General features: G+C 62.3%; 23 protein-coding genes. 9 read left to right on the plus strand and 14 right to left on the minus strand.

Annotated features, from left to right (window positions below):
- Positions 1-8: 8 nt before the first annotated feature.
- On the minus strand, positions 9-464 hold the full coding sequence (locus WIN67_RS29715; protein WP_102881247.1) for a YaiI/YqxD family protein: 456 nt from the start codon (positions 462-464) through the stop codon (positions 9-11).
- An 82-nt stretch (positions 465-546) separates the two neighbouring features.
- Positions 547-2,445: a cytochrome c/FTR1 family iron permease gene (locus WIN67_RS29720; RefSeq protein ID WP_110652925.1), complete on the minus strand. Its 1,899-nt coding sequence runs from the start codon at positions 2,443-2,445 to the stop codon at positions 547-549.
- Between the two features lie 47 nt (positions 2,446-2,492).
- Between WIN67_RS29720 and WIN67_RS29725 the strand changes: the two genes are divergently transcribed.
- The 5 genes from WIN67_RS29725 to WIN67_RS29745 all read left to right on the plus strand — a co-directional run bounded on the left by WIN67_RS29725 (position 2,493) and on the right by WIN67_RS29745 (position 6,216).
- Positions 2,493-2,750 (plus strand): hypothetical protein, encoded by a 258-nt coding sequence (locus tag WIN67_RS29725; RefSeq protein ID WP_170002960.1) that lies wholly within the window; start codon positions 2,493-2,495, stop codon positions 2,748-2,750.
- 220 nt (positions 2,751-2,970) lie between these two features.
- Positions 2,971-4,464, plus strand: a complete 1,494-nt coding sequence (locus WIN67_RS29730; RefSeq protein WP_110594250.1) for a COG3014 family protein — start codon at positions 2,971-2,973, stop codon at positions 4,462-4,464.
- A gap of 12 nt (positions 4,465-4,476) precedes the next feature.
- Positions 4,477-4,848, plus strand: a complete 372-nt coding sequence (locus tag WIN67_RS29735) for a YcfL family protein (RefSeq protein ID WP_060841665.1) — start codon at positions 4,477-4,479, stop codon at positions 4,846-4,848.
- 33 nt (positions 4,849-4,881) lie between these two features.
- Positions 4,882-5,469, plus strand: coding sequence for a penicillin-binding protein activator LpoB (gene lpoB, locus WIN67_RS29740; RefSeq protein ID WP_060841666.1), 588 nt, complete (start codon positions 4,882-4,884; stop codon positions 5,467-5,469).
- Between the two features lie 3 nt (positions 5,470-5,472).
- The gene (locus WIN67_RS29745; RefSeq protein ID WP_102881252.1) at positions 5,473-6,216 is read left to right on the plus strand and encodes a penicillin-binding protein activator LpoB; all 744 of its coding nucleotides are present in this window, start codon (positions 5,473-5,475) and stop codon (positions 6,214-6,216) included.
- A gap of 58 nt (positions 6,217-6,274) precedes the next feature.
- Here WIN67_RS29745 and WIN67_RS29750 read toward each other — a convergent pair whose 3' ends face one another.
- The 3 genes from WIN67_RS29750 to WIN67_RS29760 all read right to left on the minus strand — a co-directional run bounded on the left by WIN67_RS29750 (position 6,275) and on the right by WIN67_RS29760 (position 9,590).
- Positions 6,275-6,907 (minus strand): LysE family transporter, encoded by a 633-nt coding sequence (locus WIN67_RS29750; protein ID WP_102881253.1) that lies wholly within the window; start codon positions 6,905-6,907, stop codon positions 6,275-6,277.
- A gap of 191 nt (positions 6,908-7,098) precedes the next feature.
- The gene (locus WIN67_RS29755) at positions 7,099-7,680 is read right to left on the minus strand and encodes a mechanosensitive ion channel family protein (protein ID WP_102881254.1); all 582 of its coding nucleotides are present in this window, start codon (positions 7,678-7,680) and stop codon (positions 7,099-7,101) included.
- Positions 7,680-9,590, minus strand: a complete 1,911-nt coding sequence (locus WIN67_RS29760) for an ATP-binding cassette domain-containing protein (protein WP_110594248.1) — start codon at positions 9,588-9,590, stop codon at positions 7,680-7,682. Before WIN67_RS29760 ends, WIN67_RS29755 begins: the two co-directional genes overlap by 1 nt.
- Positions 9,591-9,640: 50 nt before the next feature.
- Here WIN67_RS29760 and WIN67_RS29765 point away from each other — a divergent pair, with 50 nt between their 5' ends.
- Positions 9,641-10,105, plus strand: a complete 465-nt coding sequence (locus WIN67_RS29765; protein WP_339070403.1) for a TIGR02444 family protein — start codon at positions 9,641-9,643, stop codon at positions 10,103-10,105.
- Here WIN67_RS29765 and WIN67_RS29770 read toward each other — a convergent pair.
- The gene (locus WIN67_RS29770) at positions 10,102-11,205 is read right to left on the minus strand and encodes an AlgP family protein (RefSeq protein ID WP_339070404.1); all 1,104 of its coding nucleotides are present in this window, start codon (positions 11,203-11,205) and stop codon (positions 10,102-10,104) included. The two genes, WIN67_RS29765 and WIN67_RS29770, sit on opposite strands and share 4 nt — an antisense overlap.
- Positions 11,206-11,398: 193 nt before the next feature.
- Between WIN67_RS29770 and WIN67_RS29775 the strand changes: the two genes are divergently transcribed.
- Positions 11,399-12,064 carry an FKBP-type peptidyl-prolyl cis-trans isomerase gene (locus WIN67_RS29775; RefSeq protein WP_102881257.1) on the plus strand — a complete coding sequence of 222 codons (666 nt, stop codon included), beginning with the start codon at positions 11,399-11,401 and terminating at the stop codon, positions 12,062-12,064.
- A gap of 61 nt (positions 12,065-12,125) precedes the next feature.
- Here the strand turns inward: WIN67_RS29775 and rsd are convergent, their stop codons facing one another.
- From rsd to WIN67_RS29810, 7 genes are all read right to left on the minus strand, one after another.
- Positions 12,126-12,584: a sigma D regulator gene (gene rsd, locus WIN67_RS29780; RefSeq protein ID WP_273907604.1), complete on the minus strand. Its 459-nt coding sequence runs from the start codon at positions 12,582-12,584 to the stop codon at positions 12,126-12,128.
- A gap of 208 nt (positions 12,585-12,792) precedes the next feature.
- Positions 12,793-13,314: a disulfide bond formation protein B gene (locus WIN67_RS29785; protein ID WP_170002947.1), complete on the minus strand. Its 522-nt coding sequence runs from the start codon at positions 13,312-13,314 to the stop codon at positions 12,793-12,795.
- A gap of 166 nt (positions 13,315-13,480) precedes the next feature.
- A complete protein-coding gene (locus WIN67_RS29790; RefSeq protein ID WP_110652920.1) occupies positions 13,481-14,719 on the minus strand; it encodes a heme biosynthesis protein HemY in 1,239 nt (412 codons plus the stop codon).
- Positions 14,716-15,855, minus strand: coding sequence for a uroporphyrinogen-III C-methyltransferase (locus WIN67_RS29795; RefSeq protein WP_170002945.1), 1,140 nt, complete (start codon positions 15,853-15,855; stop codon positions 14,716-14,718). Before WIN67_RS29795 ends, WIN67_RS29790 begins: the two co-directional genes overlap by 4 nt.
- A gap of 17 nt (positions 15,856-15,872) precedes the next feature.
- Positions 15,873-16,640, minus strand: a complete 768-nt coding sequence (locus tag WIN67_RS29800; protein ID WP_207166745.1) for a uroporphyrinogen-III synthase — start codon at positions 16,638-16,640, stop codon at positions 15,873-15,875.
- Positions 16,637-17,578, minus strand: coding sequence for a hydroxymethylbilane synthase (gene hemC, locus WIN67_RS29805; protein ID WP_102881262.1), 942 nt, complete (start codon positions 17,576-17,578; stop codon positions 16,637-16,639). Before hemC ends, WIN67_RS29800 begins: the two co-directional genes overlap by 4 nt.
- Before the next feature lie 126 nt (positions 17,579-17,704).
- On the minus strand, positions 17,705-18,451 hold the full coding sequence (locus tag WIN67_RS29810; protein WP_102862223.1) for a LytR/AlgR family response regulator transcription factor: 747 nt from the start codon (positions 18,449-18,451) through the stop codon (positions 17,705-17,707).
- 624 nt (positions 18,452-19,075) lie between these two features.
- Between WIN67_RS29810 and argH the strand changes: the two genes are divergently transcribed.
- Positions 19,076-20,470 carry an argininosuccinate lyase gene (gene argH, locus WIN67_RS29815; protein WP_102862224.1) on the plus strand — a complete coding sequence of 465 codons (1,395 nt, stop codon included), beginning with the start codon at positions 19,076-19,078 and terminating at the stop codon, positions 20,468-20,470.
- A gap of 55 nt (positions 20,471-20,525) precedes the next feature.
- Here argH and WIN67_RS29820 read toward each other — a convergent pair whose 3' ends face one another.
- Positions 20,526-21,173, minus strand: coding sequence for a glutathione S-transferase (locus tag WIN67_RS29820; RefSeq protein ID WP_102862225.1), 648 nt, complete (start codon positions 21,171-21,173; stop codon positions 20,526-20,528).
- A gap of 125 nt (positions 21,174-21,298) precedes the next feature.
- On the opposite strand from WIN67_RS29820, the gene WIN67_RS29825 reads away from it, so the two are divergent.
- Positions 21,299-21,583 carry a hypothetical protein gene (locus WIN67_RS29825; protein WP_102862226.1) on the plus strand — a complete coding sequence of 95 codons (285 nt, stop codon included), beginning with the start codon at positions 21,299-21,301 and terminating at the stop codon, positions 21,581-21,583.
- Positions 21,584-21,589 lie beyond the last annotated feature (6 nt).

Here is a 21,589-nt window from a genome sequence, read left to right on the forward strand (position 1 = left end):
TTCCTCCTTCAGGCCTGACGCGCCAGCCGGGTCAGAATCCGGTCCAGAGCATTGGCGAAGGCCTGCTTCTCCCGCTCGCCATAAGGCGCCTGTCCGCCACTGACCTGCCCCTGCTCCCGCAGATCGGTGAACAGATTACGCACCGCCAGGCGCTCCCCCATGTTCTGCGCATCGAACTCCTTGCCACGCGGGTCCAGGGCCGACACACCCTTTTTCACCAAGCGGTCGGCCAAGGGCACATCACTGCAGATCACCAGCTCACCGGGCACGGCATGCTCCACCAGATAATCGTCGGCAGCATCCGGGCCACTGGGCACCACAATCAGTTTGACGCAGGCGAAAGCCGGCTTGATCTGCGCTTGCCCGGCCACCAGCACCACCTCGAACTGGCGCTTCAAGGCAAAGCGCACCACCTGATCCTTGGCCGCCTTGGGGCAAGCGTCGGCATCGATCCAGACACGCATTGATGTTCTCCTCACAAAATGCAAAACGGGCAAGCCAGCCCCCGCAGGAGCGGGCTCGCCCGCGATCAGCGACGCTGTCGACTCAAGACGCGCGCAGTCGCTGCTTCTCACTCATGCGGCTGCGACTGTACAGCACCACGATCGCCAGGATCGCCACAGCCTGAGCCCCCAGCGAGTAGGCATCGGCATGAATGCCCAGCCAGTCGAAATCGAAGAAGGCTACTGGCCGGGTGCCGAAGATGCCCGCTTCCTGCAAGGCCTTGACCCCGTGCCCGGCAAATACCACCGACAAGGCACACAGCAGCGCCGCGTTGATGCCGAAGAACAGCGCCAGAGGCAGCTTGGCCGAGCCCCGCAGGATCACCCACGCCAGGCCCACCAGCAACACCAGAGCGGTGGCACCACCAGCCATGACCGCGTTATGCCCGGCTGGGCCTGCCTGCAGCCACAGGGTCTCGTAGAACAGGATCACCTCGAACAGCTCGCGGTACACCGAGAAGAACGCCAGCACGGCAAAACCGAAACGCCCGCCGCCGCCCACCAGGCTGCTCTTGATGTAATCCTGCCAGGCCGCCGCATGCCGACGATCGTGCATCCATACCCCGAGCCACAGCACCATGACACTGGCGAACAACGCCGTGGCACCCTCCAGCAGCTCCCGCTGGGAACCGCTGACGTCGATCACATAAGCCGCCAGGGCCCAGGTGGCCAGGCCGGCCAACAGCGCCAGGCCCCAGCCGACGTTGACACTGCGCACCGCCGATTGCTGGCCGGTATTACGCAGGAACGCAAGGATCGCCGCCAGCACCAGAATGGCTTCCAGGCCTTCGCGCAGGAGGATCAGCAAACCGGAGATAAAACTCAGGGACCAGCTCAGGCTGTCGCCACCCAACAACTCGGCGGACGCCTTGAGCTTGGCCTTGGCGGCGTCCAGGCGCTGTTCGGCCTGGGCCACCGGCAATCCGTCCTGCAACGACTGCCGGTAGGCCATCAGGGCCTTCTCCGTGTCCTTGCGCACCGTGGCATCGACGTTGTCCAGGGAGCTTTCCACCAGTTCGAAACCTTCCAGGTAAGCCGCTACCGAAAGATCGTAGGCTTGCTCATGCTCGCCGTTGCGATAGGCCGCGAGACTCTTGTCCAGGGTCGAAGCGGTGTAGTCCAGCAACTGCGCCGGGCCACGCTTGACCTGAGGCGGCTGGGCCCGCTGGGCACGGAAAGTGGCCGCTGCCTGCGGCCCCTGAGCAGCCAGCACTTCAGCAGGCGTCTGCCGGGCCAGGTCGGCCAGATTGAAGCTCTGCTCGCCCTTGGCCGCCGCAGGATCGGCGCTGAACCCGGCGATGTAGGTGGCCAGGTCCCAGCGCTGCCGGTCATCCAACTGATCGGCGAAGGCCGGCATGTCGGTGCCTTCGACCCCCAGCCCCAGGGTGTTGTAGACCGCGTACAGGCTCAGGCGATCAAGGCGCTCGGCATCCCGCAGATTGGCCGGCGGCGGGGTCATGCCCACACCTGCCGGACCATCGCCTGCGCCTTTCTCCCCATGGCAGACCGAGCAATGCTGGGCATACAGCGGCGCACCGCGAGCAGGGTCCGGGGTGATGACCGGCGCCTGGCTGACCTCATAGGCCACCGCCAGCTTGGCCCCCATCTGCCGCGCCAGGCGTGCCACTTGGCTGCCCTCGACGCGATCGTCCACCGCCTTGCGCAAGCTGACGATGCCCTGCTCCAGCTCGGCTTTCTCCGGCTTGGCCGGCAGGTCGGCGATCAGCCCCTGCAGGACCCCGAGAAACTCCACCTGCTCGCGGTATTCGGACTCATCGATGACCTTGCCGGCTTCAACCGTGGGCGGGTAATCGGCGCCAATGTAATCCAGCAGATGCAGGGCCTTGGGCGCGCCATCGACGGTATCGGCCAGCAGGTTGAAGCTGCAGAGCGCGAGCAGCGGCAGCACCAGCAATGCCAGTAAACGGGAAGGGCCAGTCATGAACGAATCTCAAATGGAAATACGAAGTAACATATTGTTCACTCCCAATGAGTTTCACTCAAGGCTTATCCGCCTGTTGCAACACTTGCGCCGACCAGCGCCTGTCCGACACCACCCAGGTGACTCGCCTGCGCCTGAAAAAAGGCCAACACCGACTGACCCTGGGCAAGACCGGCGAACTGCGCTTCAAGCTGGACCAGCGCTACCAAGTCATCAGCCTGCGGCGCGTGGGCGATCAGCTGTTCGTCATCGCCCCCGCGACCCTGGAAAAGAACCCGCTGGCGGCCTGGTTCGACCACCAATGAGCAGCCGCTCACATAGTGGCAAACACCAATCAAATTGAAGTTAAAAAGCCATTACAGCGCCAGAATCCACGTTTATAATGCCGCGCCCTCTTTATAGCAAGACGGCATTTAAGCTCCTCTTTTTATGAGGAATTGGCAGCGTAGCCGCAGTTCCTGCCAATGGGTTCGTCCAGCCCGACCCGCACGCCAGGCTGTCTCATTCAGGGAAGAAGAAGTACCCATGGCATCCCGCGTCCTCACCTCGATTGCGCTCGGCGCAGTCACCCTGCTCGCAGGCTGTTCGGCCTTTCGCAGCTACGACAACGAGCTTCAGGAAACCAACCAGCAACTGCGTGCCGGCAACTTAGATGCCGCCCTGACCCTGCTGGAAAAAAACAACAAGGGTGAAGACAAGGACCTGCTCTATTACTTCGAAAAGGGCGAGTTGCTGCGGGCCAAGGGCGACCTCAATGGCAGCCAGGCCGCCTGGGGCCATGCCGATCAGGTCGTGGGCAACTGGGAAGACTCGGTCAAGCTCGACACCGACAAGTACCTGGCCCAGTTCGGCAGTTTCCTGGTCAACGACAAAGTCCGTCGCTACGAAGGCTATGACTACGAAAAGGTCATGCTGACGACCCAGATGGCCATGAACCTGCTGGCCAGCAACGACTTCGACGGCGCCCGCATGGCGATCAAGAAGACCCACGAACGCGAAGCGGTGATCGCCGAACTGCGGGACAAGGAATACCTCAAGCGCGAGGACGAAGCCGAGAAGCAAGGGGTTAAAACCGAGTATAAGGACCTCAAGGGCTATCCCGTGGAAGCCCTTGATGCTCCCGATGTGGTCAACCTGAAGAACAGCTACCAGAGTGCGTTCAGCCACTACCTGGCCGGCTTCGTCTATGAAGCCCTGGGCGAAAAGGACCTGGCGGCTCCCGGCTACCGCAAGGCTGCGGAACTGCGTCCCAACACGCCCTTGCTGGAACAGGCCCTGCTGAACCTGGACGCCCCCGTGGAACCGGTGAAAGTCGAAGCCCCGGGCAAATCCTCGGCCAAGTCCAAACGCAAGACGGCAGCCAAGGCTCCGGTCAAGGCTCCGGTGGTAGCGGCCCTGGCGGCCGATGAGAGCGACGTGCTGATCGTGGTGCAAAGCGGCCTGGCCCCAGCACGGGACTCGGTGCGCATTCCCCTACCGCTGCCGATCAACGGCAACCTGGTCATCACCCCACTGTCGTTCCCGGTGATCAAGGCCGATACCTCGACCCAGACCTTCACCCAGATCGGCATCGATGGTCAGCAGCAGAACCTGACCCTGCTCAACAGCACCACCGCCATGTCCCGCCGCGCCCTGCGTGACGACATGCCGGGGATCATCCTGCGCACCACCGTGCGTGCAGTGACCCGTGGCGTGGCGCAAAAGAACCTCAACGAGGTCAATCCCCTGGCCGGCTTGGCCGTGGGCCTGGCTTCGGCGGTGACCGAAGGGGCCGATACCCGCACCTGGCGCACCCTGCCGGACAACACCCAGGTCGCCCGCCTGCGTCTCAAGCAGGGCGAGCACAGCCTCAGCCTGCCTAACGCCCAGGGCGGCACTCAAGTGCAGGTCAAGGTTGATCAGCGCTATCAGGTGATCGCCCTGCGCGTGGTGGGCAACCAGGTGTTCAGCAGCGGCCTGGCCGCCCATGTCATCCCGAACAACGCCGGCCAGAACATGGCCAGCAACCAACGTCCTTAAGCGGAGCCCTCCATGCGCCTGAAACTCCTCGCTGTTGCCGCACTGGCCCTTCTGGCCGGTTGCGCCACCCCGCCACCTCCTGCTCCCGGCAGCGCCGCGAGCAAGGTGGTGGTGATGAACAAGTTCAACAACATCGCCATCGGCGCGATGCGGGTCGCCCGTGAAAACGGCTTCCTGACGGTCAAGGTGGCACTGAACAACACCAGCCACACCAACATGACCATGTACTACCGCTTTGTCTGGCTGGGTGACGACGGTTTCCCGGTTGCCGATGAAGAAAGCTGGAAAGTCTTCAACCTGTACGCGGCCCAGGCCACCTTCTTGCCGGCCATCGCGCCGGTGCCCAAGGCCACTGACTTCCGCCTGGAAGTCAAAACCCAATAAGCCGTTCCTGAACCCGATCAAGAGAGCACTTCCATGTTTGCACGCTTTTCCTTCCTCGCCGTGGTCGCCCTGCTGGCCAGCGGCTGCGCCAATAACTCCCCGGTCCTGGGCGGCAAGAACATCAGCTACGGCGACAGCAAGGCCGTGGAACTGGTGACCAACGAGTTCGGTTCCACCGACCTGCAGATGATCGCCGAATCCATGACCCGCTCCCTGGCCCAGTCCGGCATCCTCCAGGGTCGCCCGGTGGTGCAGGTCTACGATGTGAAGAACAAGACCAGCGAGTACATCGACACCCGCGAGATCACCACCTCGATCAAGACCCAGCTGATGAAGTCCGGCACCGCCCGCTTCGCCAGCGACAACACCGCCATGCAGAGCCAGGTCGACCAGCTCAAGCTGCAGAACCAGAGCGGCCTGTACAAGAAATCCACCGTGGCCAAGACTGGCAACATGGTCGCCGCCAAATACCGTCTTGAAGGCTCCATCAGCTCCATCGTCAAGCGCAGCAGCGACTACAAGGACGTCTTCTACAAATTCAGCCTGCAACTGATCGACGTCGAGAGCGGTCTGGCCGAGTGGATGGACGAGAAAGAGATCCGCAAGACCACGGAGCGCTAAACAATGCGTGCATGGATTGGCATCCTGGCCCTGGCCTGTGCGTTCAGCGCCCAGGCGGCCCCGAAAGTTGCAGTCATGGACCTGGCCTACCAGGAACGTGTGCAGGAATACATTCACGTGGTTTCGGCCCAGCAGAACTACCGCGAGGGCTACTACAGCTCCAGCGGTTCGGCCAGCTACAACGAACTGGAAGCCAGCACCAGCTACATCGAAGAAGGCGAACTGCGCAAGTTCACCGGTGATATCAAGGGCGGCATTCTCAAGTCCGGGATGTTCCAGCTGGTGCAGGGTTCGCCCCACACCGACGCGTCCAAGACCAACGTCTACGACATCATCAAGCGCATCAAGGCGGGCAACTTCAAGGGTGCCGACTACGTGCTGTTCGGCACGGTGTCGGACATCGACTTCACCCAGGACATCAACGAGCTGGCCAATACCAACAGCTACTCGGCGGTACTGGGCCTGACCCTGGTGGCGGACTTCAGCCTGATCAACACCCGCACCTTCGAGATCACCTCGGCGTTCACCGCCATGGGCGAAGGCCAGGACACCAAGCTGGTGAACAGCCGCGACATCCGTGTCTCGCTGAACCGGCCACGGGTGGTACGCGAAGTCTCCAAGGCCCTGGGCGAAGACGTTACCCGGCAGATGGCCGAGCAGTTGGGTCGCGGTGGCTACGAGCAACCGGGGCAAGCGCCGATGCGCAACAACCTGCCGCCGGACACAGCGCCGGTAATCCTGCGCTAAGCCGTACGCAAACGAAAAAGGCGACCCGTGGGGTCGCCTTTTTTTGTCTCTGGATAACTTAGGCCGCGGCTTTGCGAATGGTCGCCAGGAAGCCCGCGGCGCCGAGGAACAAACCGGCGAAGGTACGGTTCATCCGCCGCTGCTGGACCGGGGTACGCAGCAAGCGCAGGACCCTGGACGCCAGCCCGGTGTAGCCGGCCATGACGATCAGGTCGACCACGATCATGGTGGCGCCGAGAATCAGGTACTGCTGGACCAGCGGCGCATGGGGGTCGATGAACTGCGGCAGTACTGCCAGCATGAACACCAAGGCCTTGGGGTTGCTGATGTTCACCAGGAAGCCGCGAAACACCAGGGCCAGAGGCTTGCCAAGGGGACGGATGGCCGCGTCATCGCTGAGATCGCTGGGCAGCGCGCGCCATTGCTTGACCGCCAGGTACACCAGGTAGGCCACACCAAACCACTTGATTGCATAGAAGGCGGTGGCAGATGCGGCAAGGATGGCGCCAACACCGGCGGCGACAATGGCAATCTGCAGGGCCAGGCCCAGTTGCAGGCCCAGGGCGTTCCAGTAACCGCGCCAGAAACCGTATTGCAAGCCACAGGACATCGACGCAATGGCGCCGGCTCCCGGAGAAAGACTGATTACCCAACTGGCGGCAAAGAACGCCAGCCATGTTTCAAGCACCATCGCACACCTCGGATCGGATTGGTCGTGACTGCCTAAGCTAATCCTCCGACCGGCGGCTGACTATATTTTTTTCGCCCAAAGGTGATGCACGGCCCTGTAGCCGCTGCCGCAGGCTGCGATAGGTCCGCAGGACCAGGGGCAATAGCTGCGCAGCCGTTCGCAGCCTGCGGCAGCGGCTACAGAGGAAGGGATTACTTTTCGCCAGTTCCTACCGGCAGCACATCGCTGCCGCGCCAGCGACGCACCGAGCGCTGGAAGAACAGGCTGTTGGGCACCTGGACCATGGCGCTGCCGGTGCCGGCTTCTTCGGACTCGATCAGGGTGGTGTACAGCAGGTTGATCGCCACGACCCGGCCCTTGACGCCAGGCTTGTCGACGGTGTCCACCAACTCCACCACGTCACCCAGGCGGAAGGGGCCAACGGTGAAGATCAGGATCGCGCACAGCAGGTTGGAGAGCACACTCCACATGGCGAAGAAGGCCACCGCCGCCACGGCGACAAAGCCGGACAGGGCGGTCCACAACACCGTGGCGGAAACCCCCAGGCGCTCCAGGACGAAGATCACCGCGCTGCCCATGATCAGCCAGCGCAGACCGCCGCGCAGGGGCATCAGCAACTGCGGCGGGAACGGGTAACGCTCGCCCAGACGGGTCAGGCAACGGGCGACAAAACGCTGGGCCAGATAGCCCGCCAGGAGAATCAGCAGGATCTGCACGCCCACCCACAACGGAGCGACCCACTGCGCCGGCAATGGCAGTTGCAACGCTTCCATCAGGACAGTGCCTCGAGTTCTGCCTGCATGCTTTCCAGCAACTCCAGGGCTTCCATCCAGGCCTCTTCCAGTTCGGACTCGCGGGTCTTGAGCTTGGCTTGCTCAGCCAACAGGTCCCGCAGCTCGTCCTTGCGCGCCGCTTCGTAAAGACCGCTGTCGCCCAGGCTGGTCTCGATCTTGGCCAGGCGCTCATGGACCTTGCCCAGTTCGGCTTCCAACTTGTCGGCCTCGCGCTTGTGCGGTGCCAACTGCTGACGCAAAGCAGCCGCGGCCTGGCGCTGGGCTTTCTTGTCGGTCTTGTCCGGGTTGACCGGCGTGTTGCTGACCGGGGCATTGCGCTGGCGGTAGTCCACCAGCCAACGGGTGTAGTCATCCAGGTCGCCGTCGAACTCCTCGACCTTGCCGTCGGCCACCAGGAAGAAGTTGTCCGTGGTACTCTTGAGCAGATGGCGATCGTGGGAGACCACCAATACCGCGCCGCTGAACTCTTGCAGGGCCATGGTCAGGGCCAGGCGCATCTCCAGGTCCAGGTGGTTGGTGGGTTCGTCGAGCAGCAACAGGTTCGGCCGCTCCCAGGCGATCAGGGCCAGGGCCAGGCGAGCCTTTTCACCGCCGGAGAAATTCAGCACCGGCTCGTCGATCCGCGCGCCGCGGAAGTCGAAACCGCCGAGGAAGTCGCGCAGGGTCTGCTCGCGCTCGGTGGGCGCCAGCCGCTGCAGGTGCAACAAGGGGCTGGCCTTGGAATCCAGGGAGTCAAGCTGATGCTGGGCAAAGTAGCCCACCACAGTGTTCTCGCCCCGGGTCAGACGGCCGGACAACGGCTGCAGCTCACCGGAGAGGTTCTTGATCAGGGTCGACTTGCCGGCGCCGTTAGGGCCCAGCAGACCGATCCGTGCGCCCGGCGTCAGTTGCAGCTTGACCTTCTCCAGGATCGTGCGCTCGCCATACCCCAGACGGGCATCAGAGAGGTCGATCAGCGGGCTGGAGATCTTCGTCGACTCGCGGAAGGTGAAGTCGAACGGCGAGTCCACATGGGCCGCCGACAGCTCTTCCATCCGTTCCAGGGCCTTGATCCGGCTCTGGGCCTGGCGAGCCTTGGTGGCCTGGGCCTTGAAGCGGGCAATGTAGCTTTCCATGTGCGCCCGTTGCGCCTGCTGCTTCTCGTAGGCCTGCTGTTGCTGGGCCAGCCGCTCGGCACGGGCCCGCTCAAAGGCGCTGTAGCCACCGCGATAGAGGGTGATCTTGCGCTGGTCGACGTGAGCCACGTGATCCACCACGGCATCGAGGAAATCCCGATCGTGGGAGATCAACAGCAAGGTGCCGGGATAACCCTTGAGCCAGTCTTCGAGCCAGATGATGGCATCGAGGTCCAAGTGGTTGGTGGGTTCGTCGAGCAACAAGAGGTCCGACGGGCACATCAGCGCCTGGGCCAGGTTCAGGCGCATCCGCCAGCCCCCGGAGAAGTCGCCGACCTGGCGGTCCATCTGTTCGTTGGTGAAGCCCAGTCCGGCCAGCAGCTTGCGCGCCCTCGCGTCAGCGGTGTAGCCGTCGGCGCTGTCCAGCTCGGCGTGCAGGCGCGCTTGCGCGCCACCGTCATGGGCCGCTTCGGCGGCGGCCAGTTCACGCTGCACCTGGCGCAGACGCAGGTCGCCGTCGAGCACATAGTCCACGGCCAGGCGCTCGAGGGTGTCGACCTCCTGACGCATGTGGGCAATGCGCCAATCGGCGGGCAGGAAGCAGTCACCCGAATCCGGATGCAGCTCGCCGCGCAGCAAGGCGAACAGGCTGGATTTGCCGGCGCCGTTGGCACCGATCAGGCCGGCTTTCTGGCCGGCGTGCAGGGTCAGCTCGGCGTCTTCTAGCAGACGTTGCGGGCCACGCTGTAAAGTCAGGTTCTGAAGTCGAATCATAATGGCGGCGGAGTCTACCAGCTTCGCTCGCAACTGGCGCGAGTAGCACTATGTCCTCTGACCTGTGGAATTTTTCCCTGACCATTTATGCCCTTCCCGGCGTGCAGGAAGCCTGCCTGCAACTACAGGACGAAGGTGCCAATGTCTGCCTGCTGCTCTGTGGAGCCTGGCTTGGCCAGCGAGGCGTCCGCTGCGATAGCCAGCGCCTGGAGCAGTTGAAAGAGCTCGCGGCGCCTTGGCACCGGGACGTGGTTCAACCTTTGCGCGACTTGCGCATTGGCTGGCGCGATGCGGCCCGCGAAGACCTTGAGTTGAGTGCCTTGCGCGAACAGGTCAAGACCCTGGAACTGGAAGCCGAACGGCAATTGCTGTTGCGTTTGCAGGAGCGGGTAAGGGAATGGCCGGAGGTTCAAGCGAAGAGCCTGGAAGACTGGCTTGAAGGATTGGCGGCCGAAGCCGCCGAACGCAACCGCGACGCGCTGCAGGTGCTGCGCGTCGCGGCGACCGGCGCTTAAGAAGCGCTGGAAGGAGTACCGGCAGTTACCGGAGCGGGAGCGGCAGGAGCTGTGCTCGCAGCCGCTGCTGGCGAGGCTGCTGGCGCGGGTGCAGCTGGCTTGGCCGCAGCCGGTGCTGGAGCAGCTGGCTTGGCGGCCGGGGTGGCGGGTTTGACCACAGCAGGTTTGGCTGCTGCAGGCTTGGCCGCCGGCTTTTTCGCAGCCGGTTTGGCCGCAGGCTTGGCTGCTGGTTTAGCAGCCGACGATGCTGCTGGCTTGGCAGCTACTGCAGGTTTGCTGGCGGGTTTGGCAGCAGGTTTGGCCGGCGCTTTTGCGGCGGCAGGTTTGGCTGCGGGTTTGGCTGCGACAGGTTTAGCGGCAGCTGTTTTAGCCGCTGCGGGTTTGGCCGCAGGCTTGGCTGCTGGTTTAGCGGCAGGTTTGGCTGCTACAGATTTGGCGGCAGGTTTGGCCACTGGCTTGGCGGCGGCAGGCTTGGCTGCGGCGGCTTTGGCTGCTGGCTTGGCGGCAGCGGTCTTGGCGGCAACAGGTTTTGCAGGCGCAGGCTTGGCGGCAGGTTTAGCCGCTGCGGGTTTGCTCGCCGCGGGTTTAGCTGCGCTGGCAGCCGCTTTTTTCGCCACTGGTTTGGCGGCAGATTTGGCAGGTGCTTTAGCTGCAGGCTTGGCCGCTGGTTTCTTCGCCGCGACAGCTACCGGCTTGGCATCACGAGTGCTCAATGCCTTGGCTACTGCTTCCTTCACACGACCAACGCCTTGAGCCAGTTTCAGGCTTTCCTGGGCATCGCGCTTGAGTTGCAGAATGTAGCTGCGGGTTTGTGCCTGGCGCTCTTTCAATGCGTCCAGCAAGTCTTCGAGTTCTTTCACCGCGGTCTTGGCCTTGGCTTGTGCCTTGGCCTTGCCGGCCGCCGCAGCGTCCTGCAATTTGGTGCGCGATTTGTGCAGTTTTTCCTGCGCTTTACCCCGTTGTTTTTCCAGCTTGGCGAGCAGTTTTTCAGCATCAGCCAAGGCTTGGGAACAAGCGTTTTCCAAATGTTCGAGCAGGCTGCCCGACAGCTGTTGGAGCAAATGCAACGGAGTATTTACAGGCTTCTTATTGGCCGACATGGTTTACCTCCTGGCTGACGTGAGTTGCGGCTCATACTAGACCTCTGCTGCTACCGCCGCTAGGGCATGTTGACAGTATCGAAAGCCCGGCGTTGCAGCGGATTGAAAATGTTCTTCGCCGTCATCGAAGTTGCTCACCAACCCGTGCTTTGTCGCTGGCATAATCCACCGCTACTCAGGCCGGAGAGTGCCCATGTCGCGTTACCTGTTTTTATCCCTGAGCCTGTTCTTGCCACTGGCTCAGGCTGCTGCCGAAGCGCCGCCCAATGACGCTCACGACCTTGCCTACAGCCTGGGCGCAAGCCTCGGTGAACGACTGCGTGACGAAGTGCCCGATCTGCAGATCCAGGCATTGGTCGAGGGTTTGAAAGCCGCTTATCAAGGCAAGCCACTGGCCCTAAAAACCGAACGCATCGAACAGATCCTGGCTCAGCACGATGCACGGATCAGCGACCAGTCGAGCAAGTCGAAAACTGAAGCGGCCCTGGAAAACGAACGACGTTTTCTCGACCAGGAAAAGGCCAAGCCCGGCGTGCGCCAACTGGCCGATGGCATTCTCCTGACCGAGCTGGCACCTGGCAGTGGCAACAAGGCCAGCCCCAACGGTTCAGTCCAGGTGCGCTACACCGGACGCCTGCCCGATGGCACCGTGTTCGACCAGACCCAGCAACCGCAGTGGTTTCGCCTGGACAGCGTGATCGAAGGCTGGCGCAGCGCCTTGTCGCAGATGCCCACCGGCGCCAAATGGCGACTGGTGATTCCTTCGAATCAGGCCTACGGCACCGAAGGCGCAGGCGACCTGATCGCGCCTTACACCCCCCTGGTATTCGAGATCGAACTGCTGGGCGTTGCTGACTAAGGCACAGGAACGAAAAACGGCACGCCAAGGCGTGCCGTTCTCGTATTGCTCCGCCCTGTTTTCAGGCCTGAGCCACCACGTCCTGCTTGTGGGCGTTATGCAGCACTTCGATCAGGCAATCTTCCAGTTCGAAGCGTTCGTGCAACAGGCCGCCCAGTTCCTTGAACTTCTGCGCCACACACTGACCCGCATCACACAGGTCGTTGAACGCCAGGAGCTTTTCAGTGATCACATCAATACGCGGATAGAGGGTATCGGCCAGCTCAAGCCCGCGCTTGTCGCCAAAGGCCTTGGCCTCGCTGGTGAGCTGCTCGTAGATTTCAAAATGACCGGCGGAAACGTAGTCCACCAGAATCCCGCAGAATTCCTGCAGCGATTTCTTGCTCTCGCTCAGGGCTTCGGGCTCGGCACCCAACGCATCATAGGCTCGAACCAGTTCGTGACGCTCCTGCAACCAGCGGTCGATCAGCAGATGCACTCCACCCCAGCGTTCCTGAGCATTCTGACAACTTTCGAGCATGGTGATCTCTCTTCCCTTATGGGTCATGCCGCTTGCCCGCCGCCCCCCTTCTGGAGACTCTGGATCCGGTCAGGCGCAACAGCATCGAGCAACATAATTCCAGTGACGCGTGCGGGCCAGATTATGCCCGCTCGACAACAGCATCAAGGTACGCAGGAGATAAAGTTCATACAAGCGTTTAATCCGCGCCCTCCCACCAAACCATGACTCAGGGCAACGCTGCAGCCTTGCGAGTGGCTCGAAACAGGCGCAGCAGACGGTAGCCGCTGAAGATCAGCATGATCACGAAAAACAGCAGGCTCCACTCCGGCAGACTCATGTCGAGCAGGGTCCAGGTGACCTCCGCGCAGTCCGATGTCCCCACGAAGGTCAATTGCAGTGCCTGCCACCAGGACAGGTTGCGCAACATGAACGGCATGTCCGGCAGGCAGGCCAGGAGTTGCTCGGAAGGAATGTTCTGCAACAACACATGACGCCCGGCAGTGATCACCCCGAACAGGCCCAGTATCAGGTTGAGCGCCCAGTAGACAGCTCGTCCCATGCGCCCCGGCCCCTGCACCACAGCCAGTAGATTGACGCCAGCGAACATCATCAGCAGCAAGCGTTGCACGCCCCACAAGGTGCAGGATTCCAGGCTACCACCGGATTGCAGGTTGAACGCCGCCCACGAGGCAAAAGCCCCCACCAGGAACACCAGGGAGAACAGCAAGCGAGAGCCGGCCAGCGACATGAGATATCCGTAACGGAGAGAAACAGGCAGCCACGGTAGAGAAAGCGCTCGCTCCTTTCAAGAAGCGCTATGCCGCAGCGGATCGACAATCAACCGTGAATGAGCCATCAACCCCAAACAAAAACAGGCCGGTTGCCTGCAACCGGCAACCGGCCCTGAAGACGCTTCAGATCCGTACCGGAACCGGCAACGGTGACGCCAGCAGGCGCTCGTCGAGCATTCCCAGGCCTTCCTGGAACAGCTGGTTGCTGCGCTCGGTATCGCCCAACTGCGCCAGCAAACGAGCCAGCTCGGCACAGGCTTCAGGATTGCGCTGCAGTCGCAGGCTGCTTTCCAGGTAGTCCCGGGCCTTGCCCCACAGGCTGTTCTGCAGACACAGACGGCCCAGGGTCAGCAGCAAACTCGGGTCGTCCGCATGCTCCTTCAACCAATGCTCGGCAGTCTGCAACTGGCGTGATGGATCGCTGCCGCGCACCAATCCGTAAAGCCGTGCCAGGTGGCTTTCATATTTGCGCTTGAGGGCTGTGCGCAGGGCCTCTTCAGCCTCGGCTCCCGCCCCCAGCTGACGCAGTTGTTCGGCGTAGGCCAGCACCAGCTGTGGCTCCTGGCGTTGGGCCGAAGTCAGTTGCTGCCAGGCTCGATTGAGAGACTGCAGGGCTGCCACCTGATCCTCTTCGCGCCGCGCCGCCAAGGTCAGGTTCTCACCCCAGGCGCGACGCTCCAGCTCCTGCAACTCGCTGGCCGGCAGGGCCTTGTCCTTGCGCAACTCGGGCAGCAAACGGATCAGCGCCGACCAGTCACCACGCTGTTGATGCAGGCGCTGCAACTGGCGCAGGACCTGAACGCTATGGGGATGGCGCTCATGCATCGCTTGCAGGGTACTCAGGGCACCTTCGGTATCACCGCGGTCGGTCTGCAACTGGGCATGACTCAAGGCCACCGCCAACTCGGCCTGGGGCTGGCGAGTCAGCGCCCGCTCCAACAACTGGTCGCACTCCTCATAGTGGCCTTGCTCGTTGGCGGCGCGGGCCGCACCGAGGTAATACAACAGTGGTTGACGTTCGGCCTCTGCAGCACGGTGCAGGTGTTTTTGCGCGCTGGCCCAACGACCTTCGGCAAGGTCCATCTGGCCCTGCTCGATGGCGATTTGTACCCGGCGACTCCGATTGCGCCGCGACCAGGGATTGACCACACCACCAGAGACCATCACCAATTCGATCAGCAGCTTGATGCCCCAGATCACCAACCAGATCAGCGCCACCAGGGCCAGGGTTGCCCACAGACTCGATTCGTAGCGGAAGTTGCTGTAGGCGATCAGCACGTACCCGGGATGCTCGGCAATGGCCAACCCCAACAGGCCGATGGCTGCGATGAGCAGTAGAACGATCACATAGACGCGCTTCATGGGCTCGTCTCCTGGGCGGTGTTCGCCGCAGGTTTGGCCAGAGGCTTGACTGAATCTTCAGCGTTCAGATTGCGCCGCTCGAGATAGGCCTGGACCGTGCTCAGGGTCTTGGCCAGATCCGGGGTGACAACGGTCACGGGCTGCTTGCTCAGTTCGGACAAGCGCTCAAGCATGATCTTGCTTTGCGGATTGTCCTGATTGAAGTTGCTGGTCAGTACATCACGTGCCTCGGTCAGTGCCTGGGTATAGACCGCCGCCTGACCATTCAAGGCAGCCCACTGTGCCTGCTCCAACGTCAGGCTCAGGGCCAGGCGTACCTGAGTCAGCCCCTGGCCGGCCAGCAACGGACGGATGTTCTTGTCGGCATTGAAATCGATGCGGAAATAGCGGGAGATCTGATCCCACCACTGCGCCCAGCGGCTCGCGCCGTCACCGTCGGCGGTCAGCCCCAGCAGTGACTCGCCGCGGTCCTTGTACTCCGGAGCCACGGCGCTGAGCTCAAGGACCTGATCACGCAGGGCTCCCAGTTGCAGGAACAGGCCGGTGCGATCTGGTTGCTCGGTACTGCGCAGAGCCGCCAGGCTCTTGGCCAATTGCTCGCGTGCAGCGAAAGAGCCCGGGTCGTTCTGCTCCCGCAGGATATCGTCTGCGCCCTGGACCAGTGCCTGAGCACTGCTGATGTCTTGCAGTGCAGACAGACGCAGACTGGCCAGACGCAGCAGATGCTCGGCCTCGGCCAGGCGCCAGTCCTTGCGGCTGGCGCCGAGCACGGTTTCCAAGCGCTGACTCAAGCGCTGCTGATCACCTTGCAACTGGGCCACCAGCCGCCGCCGGTCCTCCAGCTCATCGGCTGCCGGCAGTTGTTCCAGGCGTGCACTCAGGCGCTGTTCACTGAGTTTGAAACTCTGCGCCTGATCCCCCAAGGCCTGCAGCTGGCTCAGTTGCTGCTGGTTGTTGGCTTGCAGGCTGCGCACCTGCCAGATCCCCCAGCCGCCAGCGGCGACACCCGCCGCCCCCAGCAGCAGGGCCAGTATCGCCAACCCGTTGCCACGACGCTCAACGGTTGGGGTCGTGGGCTCGGCAGGTGCTTCAGGCACCGGCCGCACTTCATCTTTAGGCAAGGCTGTTTCGCTCACGTATCCATCCTTTGCGTTTAGAGAACGGGCACGGGTTGCTCCCGTAACGCCGTTAGCAAAGCCGCGGCACTGGCGCCGCGACAATCCACAACTTTTTCCGCCCCGGCGGCACGTGCCATTTCGGCGACCCGGGGGCTTGGAACAAACAACGGCATCTTCGCCAACTGCGACCAGGCTGGGCCGGCCAACTGCTGCAAGTGGCTGAAACCCTGTCCACTGCTGACCACCAGGCCGTTCAAGCGTTCCCCCTGAATCCGCTCAAGCAGCGCATCCTTGGCGTAATGCGGCAGGCACCGGCGGTAGAGTTCCAGATAATCGACACTAGCACCTAGGTCACGCAAGCGCTCAGAGAGCAGCTCGCGACCGCCCTCTCCACGGACGATCAGCACCCGTGGCTCAGGCCGCCGGATAGCCTCGCGCAATTGGGGAAGTTCAAGCAAGGCTTCGCTGTCATCACCTGTTTGAGGGTAGAAAACTTGCAGACCGGCATCCGCAAGGATCTGCCCGGTACCGGCACCGACACTGAACCAGCTTTGAGCGGGAGGCTGAGGCCAATAGGCTCGCAGCAAGCCAAGGCCAAGGTGCGCGGCAGGCTTGCTGACCACGATCAGCGCACAGTAACGATCCAGTTCCAGCAGGATCGCCCGCTGCGAATCGCTGACAGGCAAGGCTTGAATCTCCAGTAGCGGCAGGCTGCTGCTGAAGACACCGACCTCGGCCAGGGTCGCTGCCAATGCAGCACTATCCTCGCTCGGCCGGGTCAGCAGCAGGCGCCACCCGATCACTCTTCGCCCGCCTCGCCGTAGACCGCGCGCAGGATGTCATCGGCGCCCTGGGCCAGCAGGTCGTCTGCCACCTTCACCCCCAGTTCAGCGGCCGACGCTCGCGGGCCACGCGCTTGCGCGCTCAACAACAGGCCACCGCTAGGCTCGCCGACCAGGCCACGCAGCCAGATCTGATCGCCTTCGAGCACCGCGTAGCAGGCAATCGGAACCTGGCAGCCACCGTTCAAATGCTTGTTCAGCGCTCGCTCGGCAGTCACCCGGCTGGCTGTGTCGGCATGATGCAGAGGCGCCAGCAACGCGTGAATTTCAGTATCGGCACTACGGCACTCGATGCCGACTGCGCCTTGGCCACCGGCGGGCAGACTCTCATCGACGCTGATGGACGAACTGATGCGGTCTTCGAAGCCCAGACGGATCAGGCCGGCGGCGGCCAGGATAATGGCGTCGTACTCACCGGCATCCAACTTGGCCAGCCGAGTATTGACGTTGCCCCGCAGAAAACGAATCTGCAGATCAGGCCGACGGGTCAGCAGTTGAGCCTGGCGGCGCAGGCTGGAGGTACCCACCACGCTGCCTTCCGGCAATTGCTCAAGGCTGGCGTAGGTATTGGAAACAAAGGCGTCACGTGGATCTTCACGCTCGCAGATGCAGAACAACCCCAGGCCTTCGGGAAAGTCCATGGGCACATCTTTCATCGAATGCACGGCGATGTCGGCCTGGTTTTCCAGCAGTGCGGTTTCCAGCTCTTTGACGAACAGGCCCTTGCCGCCGATTTTCGACAGGGGCGAGTCCAGCAGTTTGTCACCGCGACTGACCATGGGCACCAGGGTCACGACGAGGCCCGGATGGGCCTCTTGCAGACGGGCTTTGACGTATTCGGCCTGCCACAAGGCCAGTGCACTTTTGCGGGTAGCGATGCGGATTTCGCGAGAGGACATGGATCAATCCGTACTGAATAGATACGGCAGATAATAACAGCTCAGCCAAAGCAGCTTTGACTTGTATCAGAAACGCAGCGCCCTCCCGACGCCAGGTTTGCCTTTTTGTGGGCCTTGAGTCGCGGTCTAGAGCTGCTGCATCATCTTGCGCACACCCGCCACATGGCGTCGGCTAACGATCAGGGCATCACCATTGAGCCCCTTGAGGTACAGCTGGAAATGTCCCAGGGGCGTACGCTGCAGTCGTTCGATCCGCTCTCGGGCCACCAGCGCATTGCGGTGAATACGCACAAAGCGCTCACCAAATTCGTCTTCCAATGCCTTCAATGGCTCATCCAGAAGCACCTCGCCGCTTTCGTGGCGCAAGGTCACATACTTGTGGTCAGCAATGAAATACACCACCTGAGCCAGAGGAATCAGCTCGATACCCTTACGGGTGCGGGCGCTGATGTGACTACGCGGGCCATTGCCGCTTTCCGCCGCCGGCCGGGTCAGGGCCGCCAACTGCACACGATTGGGCTTCTCGGCCTTTTTCAGCGCCTCCAGCAACAGTTCTGGGCGCACGGGCTTGACCAGATGCCCGACCCCGCTGGCATCGAAGGCCTCTAAGGCGAATTCGTCCGGGGCCGCGCAAAACACCAGCGCCGGAGGCGTCTCGCGTTCGCACAATTTTCCGGCGACCTGCAGACCGTCCAGACCCGGCATGCGGACATCGAGCAAGACGATATCCGGCTTCAGGCTGTCGATCAGGCTCAGTGCCTCTTCGCCATTGGTGGCGCTGGGCTCCAGGACACTGTATCCCTCAAGCTCACTGACCATCCGGCTCAGGCGCTCGCGGGCTAGGGGTTCGTCATCAACGATCAGGACATTCATATTGCGCTGGATTCCTGCGTGAGTCTCGCACAAGGATAGCGTAGACAGGTGGAGTGACGTCCGTCACGGCGATCCACGATAAGACTAGTGCGAAGGCCAAAAAGTGCCGCAAGTCGGGCACCAATATTTACCCGGACCTGCCCGATACCGCCCAAGGTCGGTGGATGCGCGACGGCGTTGCAGGGAATGCTGGTATTCAACACAAAGCCCCCCTCGTTACTGTGGTCGGTGTCCACCCTGGCCGCACCCGCCTCGTTTCGTGGGCGAGTTGCATGGACCTGCGCGGAGTGAACTCGATGGACAGACTCACTGCGAACACGCGAGGGGTGTTACGCAATTGTGCCGGTCCTCCTGTCCAACTGTAGACGGTTGCCAAGACGATATTGCTCAATCGATAAATATCGTTTGATCGATATCACCTTCCGCACTCAAGCCCCCCCTGTCCGGATCCACTCCGGATTGTGCCGACCTCAGTCTCTGCGCCCTCGGGACCGGCGACAAGCCACGCAGCACAGGCCCGGAGAAAAAAGCTGCCGACCAGTGCCAGCGACAGCCCAGGCAACCCTGTTATTATCGGCGCCTGTTTTTTACGCCATCTTCCTTCAGCAGATCACGAGCGAATTCATGAGCACTGACAAGACCAATCAGTCCTGGGGCGGCCGCTTCAGTGAACCCGTCGACGCCTTCGTCGCCCGCTTCACCGCCTCTGTCACTTTCGACCAGCGCCTGTATCGCCACGACATCATGGGCTCCATCGCTCATGCCACCATGCTGGCCAAGGTTGGCGTGCTCACTGACGCCGAGCGTGACAGCATCATCGACGGCCTGAAGACCATCCAGGGCGAGATCGAGGCCGGCAGCTTCGACTGGCGCGTGGACCTTGAAGACGTGCACATGAACATCGAAGCGCGCCTGACCGACCGCATCGGCATCACCGGCAAGAAGCTGCACACCGGACGCAGCCGCAATGATCAGGTGGCCACCGACATCCGCCTGTGGCTGCGGGACGAAATCGACCTGATCCTGGCCGAGATCACCCGCCTGCAAAAAGGCCTGCTGGAACTGGCCGAGCGCGAAGCCGAAAGCATCATGCCGGGCTTCACTCACCTGCAGACCGCCCAGCCCGTGACCTTCGGGCACCACATGCTGGCCTGGTTCGAAATGCTCAGCCGCGACTACGAGCGCCTGGTGGACTGCCGCAAGCGCACCAACCGCATGCCCCTGGGCAGCGCTGCGCTGGCCGGCACCACCTACCCCATCGACCGCGAGCTGACCTGCCAGCTGCTGGGCTTCGAAGCCGTGGGCGGCAACTCCCTGGACAGCGTCTCCGACCGTGACTTCGCCATCGAATTCTGCGCCGCCGCCAGCGTGGCAATGATGCACCTGTCGCGCTTCTCCGAAGAGCTGGTGCTGTGGACCAGCGCGCAGTTCCAGTTCATCGATCTGCCGGACCGCTTCTGCACCGGCAGCTCGATCATGCCGCAAAAGAAAAACCCCGACGTGCCGGAGCTGGTACGGGGCAAGAGCGGCCGAGTGTTCGGCGCACTGATGGGCCTGCTGACCCTGATGAAGGGCCAGCCCCTGGCGTACAACAAAGACAACCAGGAAGACAAGGAACCGCTGTTCGACGCTGCCGACACTCTGCGCGACTCACTGCGGGCCTTCGCCGACATGATCCCGGCCATCAAGCCCAAGCACGCCATCATGCGTGAAGCGGCCCTGCGCGGCTTCTCCACCGCCACCGACCTGGCGGACTACCTGGTGCGCCGTGGCCTGCCGTTCCGTGACTGCCACGAAATCGTCGGCCATGCCGTGAAGTACGGTGTGGAGACTGGCAAGGACCTGGCAGAAATGAGCCTGGAAGAACTGCGCAAATTCAGCGACCAGATCGAGCAGGATGTGTTTGCCGTGCTGACCCTGGAAGGTTCGGTAAATGCCCGTAACCACATCGGCGGCACCGCTCCAGCTCAGGTCCGGGCTGCTGTGGCTCGCGGCCAGGCGTTGCTGGCCAGCCGCTAAGCACCCTGCCCGCAGGGGCCGGCAACCCTCTGCCGGTCCTTGCAAGCTGGCTGCGCTAGCGCCCCGATCGCCTGGCGGTAATGAGCGCAGCCTTGTCAGCGGCAATCCGCCTGGCGTTGGGCGTCTGCTCCAGACGCTCCAACAGGGCCCTGGCCTCTGGCATATCGGCCAGAAAATCGATCCCGAACAGCTTGTCCCCAACGACCAGGGCCAGGTTCACGCTGTACTGAAAATACAGGTCCGCCACGCTCAGGCTGGTACCCGCCACATACGGCGCGAACCGGGCATGCCGGCGCAATGCGGCAAACCCCTGCAGCAATTCGACTCCAGCCTTTTCCTTGATCGCCTCGGGCAGCGTTGCACCGAAGAACACTTCGGGGAAACAGGCTCGGGCCGGCAGCTCGATATAGAGTTCGATCTCCTTGGCCAGTGCCAGCACCTGTGCCCTCTCGAAGGCATCTCCCGGGAGCAGCGCCGGCTCGGGATGGACCTGCTCCAGGTAATCGAGAATCACGCTGGTTTCACTGATAAAGCCCTGCTCCACTTCCAGCACCGGAACCTTGCCCCGGGGACTGATGGCCAGCGCCTCGGGGCTCTGGCCGGCGTAGAACAACACCTCCTCGAAGGGCAGGCCCTTTTCCAGCAGGGCCAGTTTGACCATGTTGTAGTAGTTGCTGATGGCGAAGCCATAAAGCTTGAACATCCCATAGCCTCCAGGCCGTGCAGGGGGTCGGCAGGACTTTTTATAGAAGGTTAATCCACTTCTGACCAGCAGCATCCAGCCTCTGAATACGAGTAAACTGGCGACCTTTCCTTGAGGAGCCTGCCATGAGCGAGCCAACCGATATCGACAACGACGAAGAAGAGTTCGCCGAAAACACCCTGATCGAAGCGATCGAGAACCAGATCGAAAGCGACAATCCGCCAGCAGCCAAGGCCACCTTCAATAAGCTGACTCTGGTGGGTTACGAGCGGGAAGAAATCCTCAACCTGATGGCCCACGTCCTGGCTGTCGAGATCGATGCGATCCTCGAGGAAGACCGCGCCTTCGATACCCAATGGTACGAAGCCGCGCTGCGCGCCCTGCCGGAATTGCCTCCAGAGAAGCAGTAAGCCGCT

It is taken from the genome of Pseudomonas idahonensis (genome assembly GCF_037903935.1).
In the GTDB taxonomy this organism is placed as follows: Bacteria; Pseudomonadota; Gammaproteobacteria; order Pseudomonadales; family Pseudomonadaceae; genus Aquipseudomonas; species Aquipseudomonas danubii.